At 39.3% G+C, this 21,856-nt stretch carries 16 protein-coding genes, 1 tRNA gene, 2 rRNA genes and 1 pseudogene (1 of these 20 running past the window's edge); 9 read left to right on the top strand and 11 right to left on the bottom strand.

The window, feature by feature from the left end:
- Nucleotides 1–55 precede the first annotated feature (55 nt).
- Nucleotides 56–1,519, top strand: a complete 1,464-nt coding sequence (locus tag M23134_RS12690) for an aldehyde dehydrogenase (RefSeq protein WP_002696631.1) — start codon at nucleotides 56–58, stop codon at nucleotides 1,517–1,519.
- A gap of 88 nt (nucleotides 1,520–1,607) precedes the next feature.
- Here the strand turns inward: M23134_RS12690 and M23134_RS12685 are convergent, their stop codons facing one another.
- Complete coding sequence (locus M23134_RS12685; protein ID WP_002696629.1) at nucleotides 1,608–2,162, bottom strand: hypothetical protein; 555 nt, start codon at nucleotides 2,160–2,162, stop codon at nucleotides 1,608–1,610.
- 65 nt (nucleotides 2,163–2,227) lie between these two features.
- Between M23134_RS12685 and M23134_RS12680 the strand changes: the two genes are divergently transcribed.
- On the top strand, nucleotides 2,228–2,671 hold the full coding sequence (locus M23134_RS12680; protein ID WP_002696626.1) for an NADAR family protein: 444 nt from the start codon (nucleotides 2,228–2,230) through the stop codon (nucleotides 2,669–2,671).
- 492 nt (nucleotides 2,672–3,163) lie between these two features.
- On the top strand, nucleotides 3,164–5,251 hold the full coding sequence (locus tag M23134_RS12675; RefSeq protein WP_002696621.1) for a hypothetical protein: 2,088 nt from the start codon (nucleotides 3,164–3,166) through the stop codon (nucleotides 5,249–5,251).
- Between the two features lie 158 nt (nucleotides 5,252–5,409).
- On the opposite strand, the gene sucC is transcribed toward M23134_RS12675, so the two are convergent.
- Complete coding sequence (sucC, locus tag M23134_RS12670) at nucleotides 5,410–6,600, bottom strand: ADP-forming succinate--CoA ligase subunit beta (protein ID WP_002696615.1); 1,191 nt, start codon at nucleotides 6,598–6,600, stop codon at nucleotides 5,410–5,412.
- A gap of 407 nt (nucleotides 6,601–7,007) precedes the next feature.
- Between sucC and M23134_RS12665 the strand changes: the two genes are divergently transcribed.
- A complete protein-coding gene (locus M23134_RS12665) occupies nucleotides 7,008–7,415 on the top strand; it encodes an acyl-CoA thioesterase (RefSeq protein ID WP_002696611.1) in 408 nt (135 codons plus the stop codon).
- A 9-nt stretch (nucleotides 7,416–7,424) separates the two neighbouring features.
- On the top strand, nucleotides 7,425–7,973 hold the full coding sequence (locus M23134_RS12660; RefSeq protein WP_002696609.1) for a DUF6939 family protein: 549 nt from the start codon (nucleotides 7,425–7,427) through the stop codon (nucleotides 7,971–7,973).
- Here M23134_RS12660 and M23134_RS12655 read toward each other — a convergent pair.
- Complete coding sequence (locus tag M23134_RS12655; RefSeq protein WP_002696607.1) at nucleotides 7,970–8,194, bottom strand: KTSC domain-containing protein; 225 nt, start codon at nucleotides 8,192–8,194, stop codon at nucleotides 7,970–7,972. The two genes, M23134_RS12660 and M23134_RS12655, sit on opposite strands and share 4 nt — an antisense overlap.
- 148 nt (nucleotides 8,195–8,342) lie before the next feature.
- Here M23134_RS12655 and M23134_RS12650 point away from each other — a divergent pair, with 148 nt between their 5' ends.
- On the top strand, nucleotides 8,343–8,687 hold the full coding sequence (locus tag M23134_RS12650; RefSeq protein ID WP_002696603.1) for a PleD family two-component system response regulator: 345 nt from the start codon (nucleotides 8,343–8,345) through the stop codon (nucleotides 8,685–8,687).
- A 59-nt stretch (nucleotides 8,688–8,746) separates the two neighbouring features.
- Here the strand turns inward: M23134_RS12650 and M23134_RS12645 are convergent, their stop codons facing one another.
- From M23134_RS12645 to M23134_RS12635, 3 genes are all read right to left on the bottom strand, one after another.
- Nucleotides 8,747–9,310, bottom strand: coding sequence for a hypothetical protein (locus M23134_RS12645; RefSeq protein WP_045113500.1), 564 nt, complete (start codon nucleotides 9,308–9,310; stop codon nucleotides 8,747–8,749).
- Nucleotides 9,311–9,401: 91 nt separating this feature from the next.
- The gene (locus M23134_RS12640; protein WP_002696598.1) at nucleotides 9,402–11,789 is read right to left on the bottom strand and encodes a TonB-dependent receptor; all 2,388 of its coding nucleotides are present in this window, start codon (nucleotides 11,787–11,789) and stop codon (nucleotides 9,402–9,404) included.
- Between the two features lie 102 nt (nucleotides 11,790–11,891).
- Nucleotides 11,892–12,737 carry a hypothetical protein gene (locus tag M23134_RS12635; RefSeq protein WP_157558465.1) on the bottom strand — a complete coding sequence of 282 codons (846 nt, stop codon included), beginning with the start codon at nucleotides 12,735–12,737 and terminating at the stop codon, nucleotides 11,892–11,894.
- Nucleotides 12,738–13,007: 270 nt separating this feature from the next.
- Here M23134_RS12635 and M23134_RS12630 point away from each other — a divergent pair, with 270 nt between their 5' ends.
- Both M23134_RS12630 and M23134_RS12625 read left to right on the top strand, forming a co-directional pair.
- Nucleotides 13,008–15,581 (top strand): AsmA-like C-terminal region-containing protein, encoded by a 2,574-nt coding sequence (locus tag M23134_RS12630; protein WP_002696594.1) that lies wholly within the window; start codon nucleotides 13,008–13,010, stop codon nucleotides 15,579–15,581.
- Between the two features lie 98 nt (nucleotides 15,582–15,679).
- Entirely contained in the window at nucleotides 15,680–16,090 is a 411-nt protein-coding gene (locus M23134_RS12625; protein WP_045113499.1) for a hypothetical protein, read from the top strand.
- Nucleotides 16,091–16,129: 39 nt separating this feature from the next.
- On the opposite strand, the gene M23134_RS12620 is transcribed toward M23134_RS12625, so the two are convergent.
- A tRNA-Asp gene (locus M23134_RS12620) sits at nucleotides 16,130–16,203 on the bottom strand.
- A gap of 535 nt (nucleotides 16,204–16,738) precedes the next feature.
- Between M23134_RS12620 and M23134_RS12615 the strand changes: the two genes are divergently transcribed.
- A complete protein-coding gene (locus M23134_RS12615) occupies nucleotides 16,739–17,557 on the top strand; it encodes a purine-nucleoside phosphorylase (protein ID WP_002696588.1) in 819 nt (272 codons plus the stop codon).
- A gap of 95 nt (nucleotides 17,558–17,652) precedes the next feature.
- Here M23134_RS12615 and M23134_RS12610 read toward each other — a convergent pair whose 3' ends face one another.
- From M23134_RS12610 to M23134_RS12595, 4 genes and pseudogenes are all read right to left on the bottom strand, one after another.
- Entirely contained in the window at nucleotides 17,653–17,943 is a 291-nt protein-coding gene (locus M23134_RS12610; RefSeq protein WP_002696586.1) for a transporter suffix domain-containing protein, read from the bottom strand.
- A gap of 355 nt (nucleotides 17,944–18,298) precedes the next feature.
- Nucleotides 18,299–20,961: pseudogene (mutS, locus tag M23134_RS12605) on the bottom strand (DNA mismatch repair protein MutS).
- A 272-nt stretch (nucleotides 20,962–21,233) separates the two neighbouring features.
- Nucleotides 21,234–21,345 (bottom strand): 5S ribosomal RNA (gene rrf / locus M23134_RS12600).
- Between the two features lie 225 nt (nucleotides 21,346–21,570).
- Nucleotides 21,571–21,856: ribosomal RNA gene (locus tag M23134_RS12595) — 23S ribosomal RNA — on the bottom strand; it runs 2,586 nt beyond the window's last position.

Genomic DNA, 21,856 nt, shown 5'->3' with positions numbered 1-21,856 from the left:
TAATGATTGCTTAGAATAACCAAATACAACCAACCCAATCTCCAATAACAAACTCATGAGCACCGAAGCCAAAAATTCAACTCGTAAAACAACTGCCAAAAAAACTACCAGAGGTACTACTAAAAAAAGCACTGCCAAAAGTGGGTGGGATGCCAAAGCTTTGACCGATAAACAACGTGCTTATTTTGCTCAGGGCAATACCAAAAGCTACGACTTCAGGCTGGAGCGTTTACGCAAATTACAAGAAGTAATAGAAGCGCATGAAGAAGCCATTATTGAGGCATTACAAAAAGATTTTAAAAAGTCGCCTTTTGAGACCTATGCTACTGAGATTGGTTTTGTGTTGGGAGAAATAGCGCACGCCCGAAGCAACCTGGCATCGTGGATGGGCGCTAAAAAAGTAGGTGGTTCGTTGCTTAATTTCCCCTCTGGGAGCTACATTTATTCAGAGCCTTATGGTATTTGTTTGATTTTGGGCGCCTGGAACTATCCCTTACAGCTTACTTTTGGTCCTTTGGTAGGCGCCTTGGCAGCAGGCAATTGTGCTATAGTAAAACCATCGGAACTTGCCGCTAACACCTCGGCAGTGATGGCAAAAATGATCAGCGAAAACTTTGACGAAGCCCATATCAAGGTAGTAGAGGGGGGCAAAGAGGTAGCCGAAAAGTTACTTGCCGAAAAACTTGATTATATATTTTTTACCGGAAGTGTAAGGGTAGGCAAAATAGTAATGCAAGCTGCTGCCCAACACCTTACTCCAGTCACTTTAGAGTTAGGGGGTAAAAGCCCTTGCGTGATAGACAAAACCGCCAACCTTGACCTTGCCGCCAAGCGCATTGCCTGGGGTAAGTTTTTGAACGGTGGGCAAACTTGTGTAGCTCCCGATTACTTGTTGGTACACAAAGCAGTAAAGCCTCGCTTTATGCAGTTGTTTAAAGAACACATCAAGGCAATGTATGGGGATGATCCTCAACAAAGCCCTGATTACCCACGCATTATCAATCAAGGTCATTACAAACGTTTGGTGGGTTACCTGAAGGAGGGCAGAATATTGACAGGAGGCGACACCAATGACAAAGAACGATATATAGCCCCTACTGTGCTGGATCAACTCAACTGGGATGACCAAGTAATGCAAGAAGAAATATTTGGTCCTATACTGCCCATATTAGAGTTTGAAACCATTGAAGAAGTTGCCCAACAAATCGCACACCATCCTAAGCCTTTGGCTTTGTACTTGTTTTCGGAAGATGCTGATCATCAAAAATATATTACCGAAAATGTAAGTTTTGGTGGAGGGTGTATCAACGATACAGTGGCGCACTTGGTCAATACCAACATGCCTTTTGGCGGGGTGGGCGACAGTGGCATAGGAAGCTACCACGGCAGGTCGAGTTTTCAGACGTTTTCGCACCAAAAAAGTGTGATGAAGAAAGCCACCTGGCTGGATGTACCTTTGCGGTATGCTCCTTATAAAGGCAAAATGAAATGGCTTAAGATGGCTTTCCGCTGGACTTAATCATTGTATAGATACAACGCCCTGTTATGTGAGTTTGCACCATTATATATCCAACTTAGTTTGATGCACACAGGGCGTTTTTTAAGTTTTACTTCAACTCCTCTATAAACTTCTCTACTCCCTCGATATACAGCTCGGCATATTGCATAGATGCCAAATTTGAGGCAGTTTTCAGATGTATAAAAGGTTTATCTTTACGAGACTTAACACTTACACTGTTTATTGATAATGAAGCAACCACTGCGGTAAAATTAATAGGCGAGGGAATTTGTTTGTTTCTTTCGGTAAAATAGAAATGATAGCTCTCTCGATACTCAGGACTGAATAAAATCCGTTTGCCTACAATTACCCGCAAGTTGGTAAGGGTTACTTTACACTCTGGAGCTATTTCAGATTTATTGGCATATTTTAGGGTTGCTTTCACCCCTATCTCTTCTAGCAACACCTTTTCATCAGGGTGTAGTTTCAACACAATTGCTTTCCCACGATTAAGGTATTGCAAAGCTACCAACACGAATACAATACCTGCAATGCTCCCAAATACATATAGCCCTTTTTTACTGCCTAGTGCCCATACACCAGTGATAAGTAGAAATATGCCTACTATTATCATAAATAACTGTTCTTGATAACCAATTTTCATAATCCGTGAGTTTTTGATGGTAATTACTGCAATTTAAAAAGCTTGTTGGTTAAATTTGATATTCTATGGATAACCTTATCAAATTTTACAGCATAGGGGCGCCTTATGGCGAATTTTCTAATTTTGCTCCCTATCCTATCAAACTCAAGGGCAAAGTGTGGGCTACTACTGAACACTATTTTCAAGCACAAAAATTTGTGGGAACTCCCCACGAAACCAAGATAAGAAAAGCTGCCAGTCCCATGAAAGCAGCAGAGTTGGGACGTACCCGTAAAGTAAGGATTCGTGACAACTGGGATCACATCAAAGACAATGTGATGATGGAGGCAGTGAAGGCTAAATTTACCCAACATGCCGACTTACAAACTTTGTTATTGGATACAGGAGGTGCAACCCTGATAGAACATACTGAAAATGATGCTTATTGGGGCGATGGTGGGGACGGGAAAGGTAAAAACCGCTTGGGTAAAATATTGATGAAAGTAAGAGAGGAACTAAAAGACAAATAATTTATAGCAGCTTTGCTATGTTTAGGTGGGTATCTATATAACTATGGAGGCTTGCTCTGGTTAATCTTCGCAGAAAAACAAAACATTGTTGCCACAAAGCAAAATTTATAGCAACAACTGGGTACACTCAAACATATAAACAACTAATTATCAAACGCTTGCACATACGTACAATTTTTCAATACATTTGTCCAATAAGCTTGATTTTCTTTTCCTTTCCTTTGTAATGCTCATTTTTTGAGTTCAATAACAGAGCTTTGTTTAAATGGTGTATTTTCTGTGTAATGATCAAACGGGTTTGGAGCACCGTTCACTACATTGAAAATAAAACAACAAACTCATTACTATAATGCTACTAAATGAGCACAGTACATCAATCAAATATCATAGTACTTTCACAGTAAATGTTAATATTTAACATTTACCAATTAGTTATTACATTAAATTTGTAGACTGCTAATATACAATATACTAATCAATAACAATACACTCATGAATAAGGGGCAACTTGCTAAGAATCAGGACAAAAACCAACAAGAAAATTCAAACCATACCATTCAGCAAAAGAAAACAGCGAAGGGTATAGGTACCATACAACGAAAAGGAGGATATATACCTCATACGAGCAACCAAAGTGGTCAACCACCCATCCAATCCAAACAGGCTCCTATTTCCAGTAAACACAAAAATGTAGTCAAGTTTGGGGGGCACGATCGCAACAACGAAAATCGTGGAAATGTAAACTCCTCTCCATCTGGCGAAGTAATACAACGCAAAGAAACTGACCCACCCTGGTATGAGCGTGCCTGGAACGCCGCAGGAGACGCAGCCGGAGACGCAGTAGACTACATAGGCGACAGAGCCACTGAAGCTTCGGAGTATGTAAGTGGTAAAATGGAAGAAGGCTCGATATACTTGCTCAACAAAGTATTGCCTGTAGGCGTGGGGGTAGCAGTACAACTTAATGGAGGCATTACCTGGGGGATACCTCTACACACAGGAGGTTCGGCTATATGCTATCTCAAGCGTACAGACGAAAATACAGTAAACATTTTGGTACGAAAACAGGGTACACTGGCTTTTGATACTGGTGTGGGCGCTTCGGCTATGATTGGTAAAACTGGTAGCGGTGGCAAACCAGGAGCTGGTATAGGTGGCGAAGCAGGGGCCAACTTCCAGGCAGGTATTCAAGGCACAGGCATCGAAGAGTTTAACATTCCCGTTCCACAGTTTTTAATGTTTGCGGGTAAGTCGGCTTTGGCAAACATGTTGAAAATGAACATGATGACCAGGCCTATCAATAACCTACTCAAGCAAAATGCTGATCAATACCGCATTCGCCAACGCATAGAAGTTGGTGTGTTTGCCCAGGCAGATGCTGAAGCAGGCATAGGGGTACGTCGTCCTTCAGATGATTTTCAAGGACGCGAAGGCAGAGGAGATACTCAATATGGAGCAAGTGGCTGGGGACGTGAAGGTGACCGTGATTTTCAAGGGTCAGCTCCCAAACTAGTAGATGTGTTTGGTTCTAAGAAATTTGATCCAATGGCTTTACTCAACCTTTTGAGTGTGTTTGCCAGTGCTCAGGTACGCGGACAAGTAGCGGGTGGAGTGGACCAAAGAAGTCAAGGCAAAAAAACCATTACCTCACTATATCTGGAAGGAGAAGTGACCTCTATGATTAATATTCCTATTCCGTTTTTGAGCCAGTTTCTGCAAATGATTCCCTCTGGTGGTGGAGCTGGTGTAGAGCTTCAGTTTACTCAAGAGGAGGGTAAAGACATTGAAACATCTTTAAAAGTTTATCAGAAGTCGGGCGAAGATCAAGTGTATGCAGGTGCTGCCAATAACCAAACATTTAATATAAACCTGACCAACCTACTGCCTACTGATCAGATTCTTGCCAGTTTGAAAAAACGTCAAATGCCTAATATTAGCATCAAAGCTGCTGATATGAAAAAAGCGTTTGAGAAGGTATCATTCTTTAATCGAATGTTGCTGACAGGTGGGGCTACTAAAAAGCTAAAAGGCTTTTTAAGAAAACAACAAGGCACTCGTTCGTTATTGTCTGACAAAACCAAGTCGAAAGCCGAGAACATGGGTGGTAGTTATGCTGTATACCTTGATTTGGGCGGTCAAATGACTGGTCCTGATTTTATGGCGATTGTACAAAAGATTTTCAAAATAGGTAAAGAGGCTTACGATGCAGGCAAAGACTCAGAGAATGTGGCGCAAACGTTCAAGGCATTGCAAGACTTTTTTGCTGGAAAAGCAGATTCACCCGAATTAGTAAATTTGTTGGATGACGTGCTGGATGGTTATAAAGTAGATACTGCATTGATCAGAATTGAGGGCTCGTTGGGGCTTGGCATCAGTGGTAAGCTTTCGGCTGGCGCCAAAGTAAGGGGTGATTTAAGTGCACAGGGTGGAGCATTTGTAGAGATGGATTACGTGAAAAAAATGGGGCAAGAAGGGCGCATGAACCTTCGTCACCTGTTGGCAGAACTACCCAAAGTATTAAACAATCCACTGGATTACTTCCCTGGCAATTCATTGATTAAGATGTTGTATGAAGATTGATCATTAAGTTCTTGGCTATAAGAGCTGGTGAAAGTTCATCACAAAAATCTCAAATGTAAAAATTTAAACAAGCTTTCAAAAGAAACCCCCACAAGCTAGAAAAGCGGTGGGGGTTTTTATTTATTAAAAGGTTATTTGTGGGTCAGATGACACCTCAATTAAGCCATTACTTCTTTTACTTTATCAGCAGCGTCTTTCAACACAATGGCAGAGGTCACCTTCAAACCAGATTCGTCAATGATTTTAGCTCCTTCTTCCGCGTTGGTTCCTTGCAAACGAACAATGATAGGTACTGGAATGTCTCCAATGTTTTTGTAAGCCTCTACTACTCCTTTTGCTACTCGGTCGCAACGTACAATACCACCAAAAATATTGATAAGAATGGCTTTTACGTTAGGGTCTTTCAAGATGATGCGGAAGCCCGCTTCTACAGTTTTAGGGTTGGCTCCACCTCCTACATCTAAAAAGTTGGCAGGCTCACCACCCGACAGCTTAATAATATCCATAGTAGCCATTGCCAAGCCAGCGCCGTTTACCATACAGCCTACATTACCGTCTAATTTTACATAGTTTAGGTCAGACTCTTTGGCTTCTACTTCAAAAGGATCTTCTTCAGTAACATCGCGCATTTCTGCCAGATCAGCATGACGGTACAAAGCGTTGTCGTCTAAGTCAATCTTACAGTCAGCCGCCAAAATACGACTATCAGAAGTTTTCAACATTGGGTTGATTTCTACCATAGTAGCATCACTGTCTGTGTATGCTTTATAAAGTGCGTAAATGAACTTTACCCCTTCTTTCAATGACTTCCCTTTCAGACCTAAGGCAAAGGCTACTTTGCGCGCCTGAAATGCCTGCAATCCTACACGAGGATCTATCCATTCTTTGACAATTTTTTCAGGAGTTTTCTCGGCCACTTCTTCGATGTCCATTCCACCCTCTGTACTAGCCATAATAACTATTTTGCTGGTGTTACGGTCAAGCAATATGCCCATGTAAAACTCTTTTGGCTCTTCTTCGCCTGGGTAATACACATTCTCCTCTACCAACAATTTGTGTACTTTTTTGCCTTCGTCGCCAGTTTGTGGAGTCACCAGTTGCATTCCCAAAATATTGTCGGCGTACTCCAATGCTTGCTCTAGGTTGTCAGCAAGCTTTACTCCTCCACCTTTTCCACGGCCACCTGCGTGAATTTGAGCTTTCACCACTACTTTTTCTGAGCCACTTTCAGACTGAACTTTCTTGATAATATCTTTCGCCTGGCTCAGGTTCTCGATCACGTGACCCGCCGGAGTGGCTACACCATATTTGCGCAAGATACTCTTGCCTTGATACTCGTGAATATTCATTTGTATAAATGTTTTCCTCCAACCAATGGAGATTTACAAAAAAGTCAATATATTCTACCACTTCTCTTGTTTTCAAATTTAAATAAAAATCAAGGAAGGGTTCAATGGAACATAACTAACCCACTATTGTTTTTACTAATTTATTTGCTTTGATTTTGCACAGTAAACAATAAAAACCCTGTGGATGTTTCGTTAGATTTGCTTATGGTTGTTGCGTATATATTTTTACTATATTGCAACCCAATTTGAGCCCAATCTAAATGTTTTTTGGGCAAATACAAAATTAAGTAACCATAGATGAGTGCCAGAGAAGCAAACTAAAAAAGGTTGCTATAAAACACCAATGTTATTTAGTATTTGCAGGCTATACCTGACATAAACTATTTAAACTTTTTTAAAGAAACTATATGTATAAACACGAGGTAAAAATGAGGGTACGGTATGCCGAAACCGATCAGATGGGCTATGTGTATTACGGGAACTATGCTACTTATTTTGAAGTAGCACGGGTAGAAGCATTACGCAAACTGGGATTTAGGTATAAAAACCTGGAAGAACAAGGTATTTTGATGCCAGTACGGGAGCTTACCACCCGCTACATTCAACCTGCCAAATATGACGATCTCATTACTGTAAAGGTAAGTGTAAAAGAGATGCCAGATGTCAAAATTATTTTTGACTATGAGGTATACAACGAAGAAGGACAAAAACTCAATACTGCGCAAACTACTTTGGTGTTTGTAGACGAAAAAACTGGTAAACTGACGCGTTGTCCCCGCCCTTTGGTTATATTGTTTGAAACTTACTTTGGCTAATATTTACCTATGATCATTGTCAAACATAAAAGTACCCCACAAGCAAGCTTTGATAAACGTTACCCTGAGTATAAAATCATAGATGTAACCTCTAAAGCACCAACGCCTTTTGTAAAACTGAGCCCATTTTACCCTATTGGAGATATTCCAGTACCTTTATCAGAAGGGCACTTTGCCCAGTCGGTAGAGGGAATATGGCAAGGGCTAAAAGTGTTTGAAACCGCAAGTATAGATTTAAAAAAACTGGAAGTAACTACTATGAAAGGGCTTAAGCGCACGGTACGCAAGTTTGGCAATGTAAAGGGGCATCAGGCAGGGGTAAACAATCATAACTTATTGCCCTATATAATAGCACGCAAACAGATATACTTGCCTGCCTACCGTTGGGTGCTTGATCATAAGGTAAGTGATGTACTACAACTGATCAAAAACGAAGCTGAGCAACACCCTATTATCTTACTTGATTATGAAACCAATGGAGATGTGGAGAATGCATCTAAACCGTTGTCGCACGCTTATTTGGTGAAATATTATTTGGAAAACAATTTTCCAGTTTAATCTCTGACCTTTCTGTAGGGGTACTTGAGTCTGATATGGGTATTAAAATATTCTCCCACTGAAGGTGCACTGACCAGTTCTTGATAAATATCGTTGGTGACTTGATAGTATTCATAAATTCCTCCATGACAAAACACCAGCTCTAGGGTTTCGGTATGTGGGTGGTACCCAGTAGAGGTAATCATACTTGACTCACTATGTATGCGTTTTATTCTTGCCATTTTTTGTGGTTAATTTAATACTTACCACAAATTTCTAAAAAAAGTAGCGAAAAATATTTTTTATAATTATTAAGTAATCTATAAACTATGTAAAACTCTGTCAAGGCTTTACCTTCGGCAAAAGTTTTACCCCAACCCATCAAGAATAATGGAACCACGTATTTTGATTATTGGCAGAAACCTATCAGTGATTAATATATTGATAGATGAGCTCGAAAAATTTGGGCGGAATGTAATGGGGGCTACTGATAAGCCTGACATTGAGCGACTGATACAACACCATAACCCAGATTTGGTAGTGCTGGGGGCAGGCTTGTCTGATAAAGAACGTGACGAAATGTTGGTATTTCTTATCTCAGTAAAAGCGAACATCAAAGTACAGCTTATAGAGAAAAAAGAAAAGAGTAGCCCTTACGATATGGTGGAGTTTACCAACCGCAAGACTGTAGAGTGGAAGGTAGAACAAAAACTAGGGAAACTTATACAGAAATAAAAAAAGCAACACTATTACTGCTGTAACAGTGTTGCAATAAATCTAAAACAAAAAAAACATTACTGAATAGTGATACCTGTAAAGTTTACTTCTATATCAGTCTCACCATCCACTACAGTAGTAGAAGCGGTTTTAACACCAGGCTGATGCTTAAGGGTTACCTTTAAAGTAGCGGTTCCGGCAATACCAGTAGAAAAAGTAGTGTTAATACCAATAGGGTTGCCATTGGCATCTTTATCAGTATATGATTGAAACTGAAGGTTGCCAGTAGTGTTATAAAACACTTGATGCTCTGCACCTTCTTCTTTTATTTCTACAGTCACATCTTCTGCAGGTGTTTCTGATTTATTCTCTACCTTGAAGGCTACATTATACTTAGCACTTGCTGACAAATTTCCAGAAATATTGAACGTTCCAGTTTGGGGTCCATTAGGGCCATCTGAGTCAGAAAAAGTCATGGTTACTACTTCTGAAGTATTGGCTTGGTTAGTAAAAGTCAGTGTAAGGTCTGTAATCAGTTCTTCTTCGTTTGTAGCAGGTGCTGGATCATCGGCTTTTTTACAACTTGACAAAAGCACCGTTGCACATAATATACTCAATAACAATCTCGAAATAGTTTTCATTTTACTTAAAAAAAATTAGATATATAAAAATAAGGTACAAGCAGGCAAATCCAAACAATGTGGTTTATCTACTCGCTTGTACTTGCGTATTCTAAAATGTATACTTTAACCTAAGGGTAAAACTACGCCCCAAGTCATCGGCAAAAAACCTAAAGCGGTTTAAATAGTCACGGTAAGCCGCATTCAGCATATTATCTATACTTAAGCTTATTTTCAGGCTTTGACGATGAAAAGGTAAGGTAAAACCAGTTTGAAAACCCCAAACAGAATAGCCAGCTGGTGCATTGATCAACTCTTCGTAAGTCAATTGATCCTCTCCTATGTTCTGGCTTGGTGTGTCACCTTCAAAAGGTTCGCGGTTTTGGGGCAACAAACGTTGTTCTGCCACATGACGACCACTCAGGCTAAAAAATACTTTCTTGAGTTTACCCACTTTGGGAAGTTGATAAGTCAATGTATTGGTAATATTATCAGCTGGCATCAAAATCAAAGGATTGTCAAAGCTACGGTCTCGTCCACGCACCACTGACGCCTTAGAACGAAAAGTAAGCGAAGAAGTAATGTCATACTCCAGTGCCGCATCTATGCCCATAATTACAGCGTTGGTTTGCAAATATTGATATATAGGAAACTCCCCTCGAATGGTCAATGTAGACCAAGGCGCGCTGGGAGCTAAATAGATATAATTTTGAATTTGATTATAATATCCACTTAGTTCTATATTCAGCCCGTTTTTTTCATAGGTCAATGTGTTGATCCACTTGTAGGACTGTTCGGTTTGTAAGTTGGCATTTCCTAACTCAAAGCTTGCTGAACCATGGTGCAAACCAGCACTGTACAGCTCATTGACCGCAGGTGGGCGCCAGGCTGTTCCCAAGTTCGAACGAAGGCTTAGATAATCGTTAAATCTAAAAATAACCCCCAAAGTACCCGAAAAATTATTAAAGTTCAATGTTTTGTTTTCTACCGGATCGTTGGAGGTAGGACGAATATAAGTGGTAAGAGAGCGTTGGTCATAGCGAATGCCTGCTTCAAACTCAAAGTTTTCCCGAACATAACGCTCAATTACAAAAGCGCCTGCTGTAGTAGTATTAAAGTTAGGGATAAACATTTGCCCGGTAAAGACATTGGTTTGGTACATGCCAGTAAGCCCAAGACTCCCCTTCCAGTGCCCCACAGCGTTGTGGTTAAACACAAGATCTAGTGTGTGTGTGTTTAAGTTGAGCGACAAAGCAGCAGTGCTTTTGCCCCGGCGTGAGTGATCGAACTCTGCCCTTGCATTAGACTGCAAACCATACTGTATTTCGATTTTCCCTACCTTGTCTAACAACCAAAAGGCTTTGGCTTTTAGTAGGTGATGGCTTACTCGTTGTTTAGGCTGGATAATGTCATAACTAAAGTCTTTGATTACCAATGGTTGGGGGCTACTGATGGCCCGCTTTAAATCGGCGCGGTTTCCGGTATGTGCCGCCTCAAATATACCCAGTTCAGTATCAAACCTGCTATGAAATATTTCTATGCCGAAGCGTTCTTTGGTGTACCCGACTGCCCCCGAAAAGTTAACTTCCCGTAAACCAGTATTGGACAAGTGATAGTCTGGGGTATGTACATTTCCTGACTGTTTGTAGGTACCTTGTAAACGCCAACTGAGTCCTTCTATTACTTGCCCCTCTAGCATACCTGACATAATACCCTGACGACCGTTAGACACCCCTACTAAATTGAGCGCACCACCTATGCCTGGGCGTTGACGCAAGCGTGGAGGCTCTACAATCACCACTCCGCCTATGGCATCAGCGCCATAACGTACTCCTGCAGCTCCTTTTACAACAGATAATTGCGTAGCTACAAACGGATCAATCTCTGGGGCATGCTCTGCCCCCCATTGTTGCCCTTCTTGCCGAATACCATTGTTTAAAACGAGTACTCGATTGCTATGTACTCCGTGGATCACAGGTTTGGAAATAGAATGACCAGTTTGCAATGTATTTACTCCAGTCAAGCTTTTTAATGACTCACCTAAATTTTTACCACTTGACTTGTCCAATGCATCGCCTGATAGCGAGCTCTTGGCTTGAGTAGCAGTTTCTATTTTTTTACCTTCTACTAAAATTTCTTCCAATAAATGGTTGTCATGTTTAAGGGCAAGTTTTTTATCGTGATGAGCGTGGTTGTGGTAGTGATGAATCACAAACTCGGTTTGTTCATAGCCAATCATTCGGCAAATACAAATATGTTCACCCTTGCAAAGGTCGGGAATCTGAAACCTGCCTTTTGCATCAGTGATTACCCCTTTGTTGGTACCCTTGAGATAAATGGTTACCCCTGCCAAAGGTGTTTTACTCTGCGCATCAATCACTACTCCCGAAAGCATTCCCTTGCATTCAGTTTTAGTAGTTTTTTGAGCAAATAAAAAATGAATTGAGAGTAAAACGTGTAATATAATAATTGATAAAGTGCGCATATCTTTTTGCAACATTGTTACACAAATGTAGTTTAAATGCAATAACGTTGCAAGTAAGTCTGGCTATTTTTTTATAGCATTATGGCACTTGTTTTACTCAAAATAATGATATATTGATCAAAAGCCCATTTTTTCAACAAGGGTTGCAATAGGTGTATAATTCATTCCAAAACAACCTGCACAAGTATATACTTTGGCGGTTGATTGGTTGAGTAATTGAACTACTTTTGCTTCTGATACTCTCCAAAGGTATTTTTTAGATAAGCGTTTTTGTAACTTCACCTGTGGATGAATTTCTACCAAGCGTGATCGTTTAATTTTTTCGGGATGTTTCAGCCGGGCTAACCCCTCCAATGCATATGCCTGCAGCTCTATATTCATTGATCTAAGCCATTTTTGTAGTGTATATTCATCTTTTTGCCTTATTAGTTGCCGCATACGTCTATATTGGTCAGGCGTGCTATGTCCACAGTCGCTCCCGTATTTATACAATCTAAAAGGCAACAATGAAATATCACCTGTAGTCAACTGGCTACCATAAAGCAGGTTGTGCCCATCAATGTATTTTTGTAAACTCGCCGTATTTACCCAACTATATAAGGTGCGTAGCTGCTCACGTGGGTATGTGTACCCCTTATTATAGGTTACCTTAAACAACTTGATTCCAATGATTTGTATTTTCTGAGCCAATATTGACAATTGATAGACCTGGTGTTGTTGGGTAAATACTACATAATGTAATTGAGTGATGCCTGAAGGCAAGAGGCGCTCAATGGCAGTGTTGACTTCTGCATAGAGTGTGGTGTCTTGCTTCATTTGTCGTATTTGTTGCTTTATTTGTGCTGTATGATGAGGCGTGGTTTGCAAAAAGTCAACAAGACGTTTTGCCTCTTGAGCAGTCGCAATGTATGGACTTAGTAATAAGAGGATGATACAAAATGGCCTGATAAGAAGTAGCTTCATAGTCAATCGTTATTTTAAATATACCAACGATAAAAAAAGCGTAGAGGGTTATTCAAGCAAGTAGAAAGTTGAAACAAGGCAGGTGGGAGGCATTTTTTAACAAAGTTGTGTACAACTCGTTGAGGTTTTTAATGGCCCTGAGTACAATTATATTCCTAAATACTTGTATTTCATTGATTTTGGTACGAAATTTTGCGTTGATACACGAGGTTTTTTAACCTTCATAAATAATTTTCTACTGATCAATTCATCAAACTTGTTTTTGGGATTATGCGCAAGTTTTTCCGACGGTTTTTTATTTTCATATTAATATTGTCAGCCGTAGCTGCTTTGGTAGCTATAGGTGCGGCCTTGTTTTATACTCCCTCACAAAAAGCCAAGGTTGAAAAAGAAGTAAAGGAAAGGCTTACTCGAAGCTTGAAAACTAACATAAAAACCGGAGAAGTAAATTTTGATTTCACTACCAATTTTCCGGCACTCACCCTTACTATCCATCAGGTACAAATAGAAGGCAAACCCCACCGCCGCATATTTGCCAATATAGATAAGCTTCAGTTTACACTTGATTTTAATGAGTATATCAATGGACGGTATACCTTTAAAACCATGGAGATAGACGGTGGACAAATCAATTTTTTGGTAAATAACAATGGAGAAGATAATTATAGTTTTTTTGACCTTGCCGCACAAATGAGCGATAGTACAGTAAAGTTTAGTGTAGAGCGTATTAAGCTCAAAAACTTAAAAATTGCTTACCAAAACGTTGCCCAAAAAGAAGCTTATAACTTTACAGTACAAAACATAGCAAGCACAGTAGTAGCTCAACCCCAGTTTTTTGATTTAGATTTAAGCGGCAAGCTTACTACACTTAATTTTCAGGCCAACGGGTACAATTACCTTAAGCAAGAAGAGGTAACTTTGGGAAATAGTAAAATTTCTTTTAATCGAAACAAAGGGCGCATAGATTTACATCCCCTTCAGATAACTTTACGCAAGAGTGACTTTGAGCTAAAAGGTTATTATGATATTAAAAAACGTCAAGCGGACTTTATAAACCTTGAAATTGCTGGCACCAACAAAGACCTCAAGGCGCTTACTGTGTTTATGCCTGCCAAAGTACACAATAAACTCTTAGATTATAAAACAAAAGGCAATGTAGACTTTAAAGGCTCTATCAAGGGCAATTGGTCGGCTAAAGCTTTTCCGCATGTAGAAATAGACTTTGGTTGCCGCAATATTGCCATCCAATCACCCAATATTGAGCAAGTATTTCAACGCTTTAGTTTTACGGGTAAGTTTAGCAATGGACGTGAAAATAACTTGAATACTTCATTCCTGAAAGTTGATCGTTTGAAAGGCTCCTTAAAGTTTGAGCGGGTAAAAGACTTAAGCAACGCCAGTATTCGTGATTCGCTCAAGAGTGAAAACCTTCGAGGTAGTTTTGAGCTTAGAAACTTTACCAACCCTTATATAAGCCTACGTTTAGACGCTGGGCTTGACCTGGAAGCTTTTACAGAGTTTTACCCACTAGATATATTCAAAAAGGCGGAAGGCTTATTTGGCCTGAAGTTATATATGGAAGGGTTGCTCGATGATTTGACCAAGGAAAAAGAAGCAGACGATGTGCGCATAACTGGCGCAATGGAATTGAAAAATGTAAACTTTACATTGTCAAATAACCCCTTACAATTTAAAGATTTTTCCGGGGATTTTGAGTTTAATAATAATACTACTACTATTCAAAGCTTTGCCGGACAAGTAGGCAAATCAGACTTTGCTATCAATGGTTTGTTAAAAAACCTCATGCCCTATTTATTGCTTCATAATACTGAAACCTCCACAGCACGTATAGAAGGTAACTTGGTAGCCCGCAAATTTGATGTGGCAGAATTGCTTCAAAAAGCGAGTTTGGGAACCTCCTCAGAAAATAAAGTAAACCCGCAAGCCTATACATTGCATGTGCCCAGTGACATTGCTTTTAACTTGAAATGTAAAGTAGATAGCATACAGTTTCGTCCGTTTGTGGCACATAAGTTTACTTGTGACTTAGCAATGAACGATAAAGTACTCAAAACCAGTAACATTCACCTGAATGTAGCAGGAGGAACAATGAATGTATTGGGAATTTTTAATGCGCAAAAAGATAATTTCTTCACTTTTGATGGCAGGATGCAGTTCAATAAAGTACGGGCAAACCAGCTCATGGCAGCTTTTAGCAACTTTTCTCAAAACTTCATCCAATCATCAAATATCAATGGTTTGCTCACTGCCGACGTAGAGGCAGGCCTAGTGTTTAATAAGCACATGGAAGTAAACTTGCCCAACGTAGTGGCAGATATAGACGCAAAAGTAACCAATGGAACGCTGATAAATTTTGCTCCCGTAAAACAGCCCTTCAATTATATTAATCTAAGAGTAGATAACTTACCTTTTACTGAGATGCGTCAAGTGTTGCAGATAAGAAACGAAACGGTGTTTATGCCAGAAGTGACAATACAAAGTACGGTATCTCCTCTTTCTATTATTGGCAGCTATACAGTAGACAAAGGCTTTAATTATAAAGTAAAAATACCCTTGGCTAACTACCAACAACGAAACATTCGCATAGACCCTAACTCTAGTGTATTGATTGACAAAAGAAAAGGGTCTGCCATTTATTATGTGACTATTAAAGGTGGGTTGAACGACTTGCGGGGAAACTATACCAAAGTACCTGATAAAACCAACCTGGAGCAAAACTGGAGCAAGGAAAAACGTTATTTTATCAACTTATTTAACCGTACTTCTTTGAGCGGACGAGCACTTAAAATTGATACAATTAACCAAGTATATTTTGATAATTAAATAATGATGGTATTACTGTACTATTGACTTGTTTTTTCCATCACTCAAAATGTCTCAAGACAACTTTGTACTTGTCAAACTTTTTTATAAACACTTCTATGCTCCAGACCAAATTCCTTTGTTCCTTAGGTTTGCTTTTATTGTTAACACCTGACTTGATCGCCCAAACTTCTCCACAAGGTAAGTATATGGTGAAATTTAAAGACCAAACAATACGATACTGGGGAACCCTTGAGATAAAAAAATTCAATACTTTTGAGTTTCGTGCCCGCAGCAAAGAAATGAACTGTAAGTTTAGCCTGGGGCAATGGATAAGCCAGGAAGATACGCTTACCCTCAATAGTTTTAAAGAAAACGAACTGCCTGACCAATTTCAGTTTCAAACCTTATTTTGTAAATGGTGGCCATTTGAACAGAAACGTTTGCTGATCAAAAAAAACAAATTGATTGTTCTACGCAAAAACCAAAGAGGGAAGTGGAGAAAAGGTAAGGCATACAGGAGAAAATAATAAAAAATGGGCGGCTGTTCTAACCTAGCAACCGCCCGACGATTTTAACGGGAATCGAACCCGTGACCTCCGAATTGACAGTCCGGCGCTCTAGCCATCTGAGCCATAAAATCAACCATCTCCCGATGGAAAAAAGCCCTTGTAATCCTTGAATCATTAAGAAGACATTGTCACCCTTGCTCTGCCACTGAGCTACGTCCCCATTTTTGGTTTATTAGAATAATTATATTTGTAAAATAGTGGAGACGCTTGGATTCGAACCAAGGCACTAGGTTTTAATAATGACCGCAAATTACAACCGCCGCTAAATCTTACACTAAGGAACGATACTCTGAAGCTAATAATATCGGTTATCTGTTAAACGCCAACAACTTAGCCACTCGGCGAAGGTTGACATAACCTGATATTGGTTTCACAATAAGGCTTAAGCTAAGACTAGTTCCTTACAAGTAAATATAATAAAATATGCCTCATATTTATATCAATTCTCAGTTTTAGTTACTCACTCACCACTTTTTTAAACACACCTTTACGAATTTATTGATAAACGCAATGTATTAGTTTATAGAGTTAATAAATTTACCTCTGATAAAAACTGCGCCTAGCCTATTAGACAGGGCTAGGCACCACTAACACAGATAAATAAGTATGACAATTGAAAACATGCGTGAAGCCGTTCGCTTTATTCAGGCTAAAACATCAGTGCAACCTGAAGTAGGCATTATACTAGGCACTGGCTTAAGTGGGCTTGCCAATGAAATAGAAATAATAGATATTATAGAGTATGAAGATATTCCTTACTTTCCAGTATCGACCGTAGAATCACACAAAGGCAGGTTAATTCTAGGAAAACTAGGAAACAAGCCAGTAGTAGCAATGCAAGGACGTTTTCATTATTATGAAGGCTATAACATGCAGCAAATCACCTTTCCGGTAAGAGTGATGAAACTATTAGGCATCAGTCATTTATTTGTTTCTAATGCCGCTGGAGGACTCAATACAACGTTTGATCTTGCTAATCTAATGATTATTACTGATCATATTAGCCTGCTACCAACAAATCCACTCACTGGTTCTAACCTCGCCGAGCTAGGCATACGCTTTCCCGATATGTTGGATGCTTATCACCCTGACTTGATAGCTAAAGCTGAAGCCATCGCTCAAGAGCATAATATAGAAGGGGTACAAAAAGGCGTATATGTAAGTGTGCCAGGTCCTAATCTTGAAACTCCCGCCGAATACAAATATTTGAGTATTATAGGAGCTGATGCTGTAGGAATGTCTACTATTCCTGAAGTGATTGTAGCCCGTCACATGGACTTGCCCGTGTTTGCTGTTTCGGTGATTACAGATTTGTGCTATGAAGGTAAACTAAAAAAGGCAACTCTGGAAGATATATTGGTAGTAGCAGGCAAAGCAGAACCTAAACTCACTAAATTGATGAAACAAATGGTGGAAAGGTTATAGGTCTTCTATAAAAAAATCCCTCTCAAAAATGAGAGGGATCATCAAATCTATTGTTAACTAAAAACAGGTATGCTCATCTAGTTTTACCAACATTTTTAAGACACTAACATCTTATACTTACGCGCCCAATAACTGCGTCGGAAAAAGCGTTGGTACTTTTCATAAAAGGTTTTGCCTAACAAAGCAATGCCTACATAATACACTATATCCCCTATAAGGAATAACCCTGACCCTAATAACGTTTTGTATTGTGGAGACATAGCACTTGCAAAGGTAACGATGCCTAATATTAATGGCACTAAAGAAAATAAAATAAGGGTAATTGCAAACTTTTTTTGTTTTTGGGGAGAGAAATTATCTTTAAAGTATGTAGTGATTTTTTTCATGTTAGCTTATTTAGTGTGTTAGTGTAGTGTTCTTGTACTTTGTGTATATACCAGAGACGTAAACAATAATAGAAGCGTTGCACATTATAAGTGGTTATTCTATCATTATATTACTTTTTTATAGAAAATCAAGTAAATGCTTGCTTTTCTATACACTACTTTACTTACGAAAATCGTCACTACCTGGTACAGCGGGAACTAAATTCCTAATGATTTATTCAGCGACTTTTGCCCTCTTACTTCATCGCCAAAAAGTTAGATAGCTATGGCTATCCGCCATTTTAACGATTCGTTAGAGAACAAAATCCATCCAAATTAATTCATTATTTACTTAATCCCCATTGTACTAGATTACTTATAAAGCCTCCTTTCCATTCATTAATCCTTTCAACTCATTTAATTTTAATAAAGCCTCCACTGGTGTAATGGTATTTACATCTACCTCTTTAAGAGCTTCTTGTATTTGTTGAGCAGTGGGGTCTTTGGCTTCAAATATATTCATTTGCACATCTTTAGGTATGCTTTCGGTAACCACCTCAGGGCTACTAATACCGCTTCCTTGTGAACGATTGGCCTCCAAATGGTGCATAATATCATCGGCACGTAGTACGATTCGCCGAGGCATTCCAGCCATACGTGCCACGTGAATACCAAAGCTGTGTTCACTACCACCAGTAGCCAGTTTGCGCATAAAAACAACCTTATTGCCTACTTCTTTCACTGTTACATGGAAATTCTTGATGCGAGGCATATCTTTGGCTAATTCATTGAGCTCATGATAATGAGTAGCAAACAAGGTTTTTGGACGCCCCTTGCGGTAGTCGTGCAAAAACTCCAATATAGCCCAAGCAATAGAAATACCGTCATAGGTGCTCGTTCCCCGTCCAATTTCATCCATCAATACCAAACTGCGTTCACTCAGGTTATTCATGATGCTTGCCGTCTCCATCATTTCTACCATAAAAGTAGATTCGCCTTTGGCTATATTATCAGAAGCCCCTACCCTAGTAAAAATCTTATCTACAATACCTATATCCGCAGCATCAGCTGGCACAAAACTTCCAACTTGTGCCATTAAGGTGATTAATGCGACCTGACGTAACAATGCTGACTTACCAGACATGTTAGGTCCTGTAATAACCATAATTTGTTGATCTTCATCGTCTAATAAAGTGTCATTCGGAATATAAGGTTCTTCTGCAAGTAACTGACGTTCAATCACTGGGTGTCGACCGGCTTTAATATTAATGGCTTTACCTTCATTTACTGTGGGTTTTGTATAGTTATATTTACGAGCGATAAAAGCAAATGAAACCAAACAGTCAAGAGTAGCTAATATACGAGCATTTTGTTGAATTGGATTGGTAAAATCACCTGCTTGAAGTACCAATTCATGATACAGTTGGCTTTCAAGCTCCCATATCCGTTCTTCGGCATGCACAATCTTATCTTCGTATACCTTAAGCTCCTCAGTAATGTAACGTTCTGCATTTACCAAGGTCTGTTTACGAATCCACTCTTTAGGAACTTGATGTTTATACTTATTGGTTACTTCCAGGTAAAAGCCAAACACTTTGTTATAATCTAGTTTTAACGATTGAATACCAGTTTCTTCTATCGCCTTTTCGCGTACTTTCTCCAAGTACTGTTTGCTATTATACACAATTTCGTGCAACTCATCCAGTTCATCATTCACCTTTGGTTTAATCAAGCCACCTTCATTCAATACATTTTTAGGCTCATCCAACAATTCACCATCAATCTTGTCAACCAAAAACTGACATTCATTTAATTGATTAGCGAATTTTTGAAACTGAGGCAAAGGATGATGTTGTAAAATAACTTTTAAAGATGCGGCTTGTATCAATCCCTTTTTGATTTGTAACAATTCTCTTGGCTTTACTCTACGTGAAGCCACTTTAGAAATTAATCTTTCAATGTCTCCGGTTTGCTTAAGGTGTTGAGTTATATCTTCTAATAAATCGTTGTCTTGCAAAATTGATTCTACTATGCTAAGGCGTTCCTCTATACGTTGTTTGTCTTTCAATGGCAATGCCACCCATTTACGTAACAAACGCGCACCCATAGGGGTCACAGTATTGTCTAACACTTGGATCAGGGATACCCCATTTTCCTGCTGAGGAAACAATAACTCAAGGTTGCGAATTGTAAATTTATCAAGCCACACATAACGATTGGCTTCTATGCGTCCAATGCTTGATATATGTTGGATATTATTATGGTGAGTCTCGGTAAGGTAGTGTAAAATAGCCCCAGCTGCTGCAATGCCTTCCGGCAAATCTGCAATGCCAAACCCTTTAAGTGATTTAGTTTTGAAATGACGATTTAATATATCTTGACCAAAATTGTAAGTAAAGAACCACTCTTCGAGAAAAAAGGCATTGAAACGATCTTTAAACAAGTCTACAAATGTTTGTCTTCCTGTTTTGCTAAATAGTATCTCTGAAGGGTTAAAACTTTGGAGTAACTTATCTATATACTCAAAATCTCCTTCTGCAGTAAAAAACTCCCCAGTAGATATATCTAAAAAAGCTATTCCAAAAACTTCTTCTTTGGCACTTTTGCGTATGCTCAACGAAGCTAAGTAGTTATTTCTATTTACCTCTAACACCGAGTCATTGTAAGAAACCCCTGGTGTAACTAGCTCTGTAACTCCACGCTTGACCAACTTTTTAGTAAAGCGTGGGTCTTCTATTTGATCACAAATGGCTACTCGTTGCCCTGCACGCACCAACTTAGGTAAATAAGCATCTAAAGCATGGTGAGGAAAACCTGCCAATTCAGTTCACTAGCAGCCCCATTGTGACGTTTGGTCAAAGTAATCCCTAATATCTTGCTTGCAGTGATCGCATCTTCGCCAAAGGTTTCATAAAAATCACCCACCCTAAATAGAAGCAACGCCCCCGGATACTTCGCCTTAAAGGAGTTGTATTGTTTCATCATTGGGGTTTCTTTTGTTTTTTTACCCTTTGCTTTAGTAGTGGTTTTTTTGGTCATTATTTTTATGAGTCTTTGGTTATGGGCTTAACACAATTAGTTTTAAGCTACCATTTATTGCATAAGTTTTTAACTTCAAATTTAACCCTTTTGTGAAACATCCCGAAGAAAAGTTATAAGAATGTGCTCGAAACCTAACAATTTAGACTGTCTGCATAGCCTCACCTCCTTTTCTACTTCTATTTGCGTTAGTATCACGTAAACTACCGAAATAACTTATTTACTCTAGAGCCAAAAAACCCTCACTGTTTTCACAATGAGGGTTGATATTGGATCGGCAGTGACCTACTCTTCCACATTTGATTGTAGTACCATCGGCGCAATGGGGCTTAACTGCTCTGTTCGGAATGGGAAAAGGTGAGCACCCATGCTCTAACCACCGTTAGATCTTGCAATGTTTCATAAAGCATTTCACTTTACTGCGCATTGACTTATTTCTTTAAAGTTCTTATATATGATTTGTAATGGAATTTGATATGTGAACCATTATTACTTATAACCATTGATTGATTATCAATAATTATAACATAATGGAAGGCAGAAATTCTCAACACCGAAGCATTTTCTTTGTTCATACTTCTCTCTCTCTCACTTTGCTAACCCTTCATTTCCAGGAAGTTTTCGGGTAATTAGTATTGCTCAGCTCAGCGTCTTTCAACTCTTACACTTGCAACCTATCTACGTCGTCATCTCCAACGACCCTTATATAGATATCTCATCTCGAGGCGAGTTTCGCGCTTAGATGCTTTCAGCGCTTATCTCTTCCGAACGTAGCTACTCAGCGATGCATCTGACAACACAACTGATACACCAGAGGTTCGTCCAACCCGGTCCTCTCGTACTAAGGTCAGGTCCTCTCAAATATCTTACGCCCACAACAGATAGGGACCGAACT

It is taken from the genome of Microscilla marina ATCC 23134 (assembly GCF_000169175.1).
GTDB lineage: Bacteria > Bacteroidota > Bacteroidia > Cytophagales > Microscillaceae > Microscilla > Microscilla marina.
Note: the sequence above shows the minus strand (reverse complement) of the source record. Positions and strands in the feature narration are given on the sequence as shown.

What these genes read in the sequence shown, in the direction of transcription:
- M23134_RS12690 (WP_002696631.1), top strand. Translation starts at nt 56, where the DNA reads ATGAGCACCGAAGCCAAAAATTCAACTCGTAAAACAACTGCCAAAAAA.
- M23134_RS12685 (WP_002696629.1), bottom strand. Translation starts at nt 2,162, where the DNA reads ATGAAAATTGGTTATCAAGAACAGTTATTTATGATAATAGTAGGCATA.
- M23134_RS12680 (WP_002696626.1), top strand. Translation starts at nt 2,228, where the DNA reads ATGGATAACCTTATCAAATTTTACAGCATAGGGGCGCCTTATGGCGAA.
- M23134_RS12675 (WP_002696621.1), top strand. Translation starts at nt 3,164, where the DNA reads ATGAATAAGGGGCAACTTGCTAAGAATCAGGACAAAAACCAACAAGAA.
- sucC (WP_002696615.1), bottom strand. Translation starts at nt 6,600, where the DNA reads ATGAATATTCACGAGTATCAAGGCAAGAGTATCTTGCGCAAATATGGT.
- M23134_RS12665 (WP_002696611.1), top strand. Translation starts at nt 7,008, where the DNA reads ATGTATAAACACGAGGTAAAAATGAGGGTACGGTATGCCGAAACCGAT.
- M23134_RS12660 (WP_002696609.1), top strand. Translation starts at nt 7,425, where the DNA reads ATGATCATTGTCAAACATAAAAGTACCCCACAAGCAAGCTTTGATAAA.
- M23134_RS12655 (WP_002696607.1), bottom strand. Translation starts at nt 8,194, where the DNA reads ATGGCAAGAATAAAACGCATACATAGTGAGTCAAGTATGATTACCTCT.
- M23134_RS12650 (WP_002696603.1), top strand. Translation starts at nt 8,343, where the DNA reads ATGGAACCACGTATTTTGATTATTGGCAGAAACCTATCAGTGATTAAT.
- M23134_RS12645 (WP_045113500.1), bottom strand. Translation starts at nt 9,310, where the DNA reads ATGAAAACTATTTCGAGATTGTTATTGAGTATATTATGTGCAACGGTG.
- M23134_RS12640 (WP_002696598.1), bottom strand. Translation starts at nt 11,789, where the DNA reads ATGTTGCAAAAAGATATGCGCACTTTATCAATTATTATATTACACGTT.
- M23134_RS12635 (WP_157558465.1), bottom strand. Translation starts at nt 12,737, where the DNA reads ATGAAGCTACTTCTTATCAGGCCATTTTGTATCATCCTCTTATTACTA.
- M23134_RS12630 (WP_002696594.1), top strand. Translation starts at nt 13,008, where the DNA reads ATGCGCAAGTTTTTCCGACGGTTTTTTATTTTCATATTAATATTGTCA.
- M23134_RS12625 (WP_045113499.1), top strand. Translation starts at nt 15,680, where the DNA reads ATGCTCCAGACCAAATTCCTTTGTTCCTTAGGTTTGCTTTTATTGTTA.
- M23134_RS12615 (WP_002696588.1), top strand. Translation starts at nt 16,739, where the DNA reads ATGACAATTGAAAACATGCGTGAAGCCGTTCGCTTTATTCAGGCTAAA.
- M23134_RS12610 (WP_002696586.1), bottom strand. Translation starts at nt 17,943, where the DNA reads ATGAAAAAAATCACTACATACTTTAAAGATAATTTCTCTCCCCAAAAA.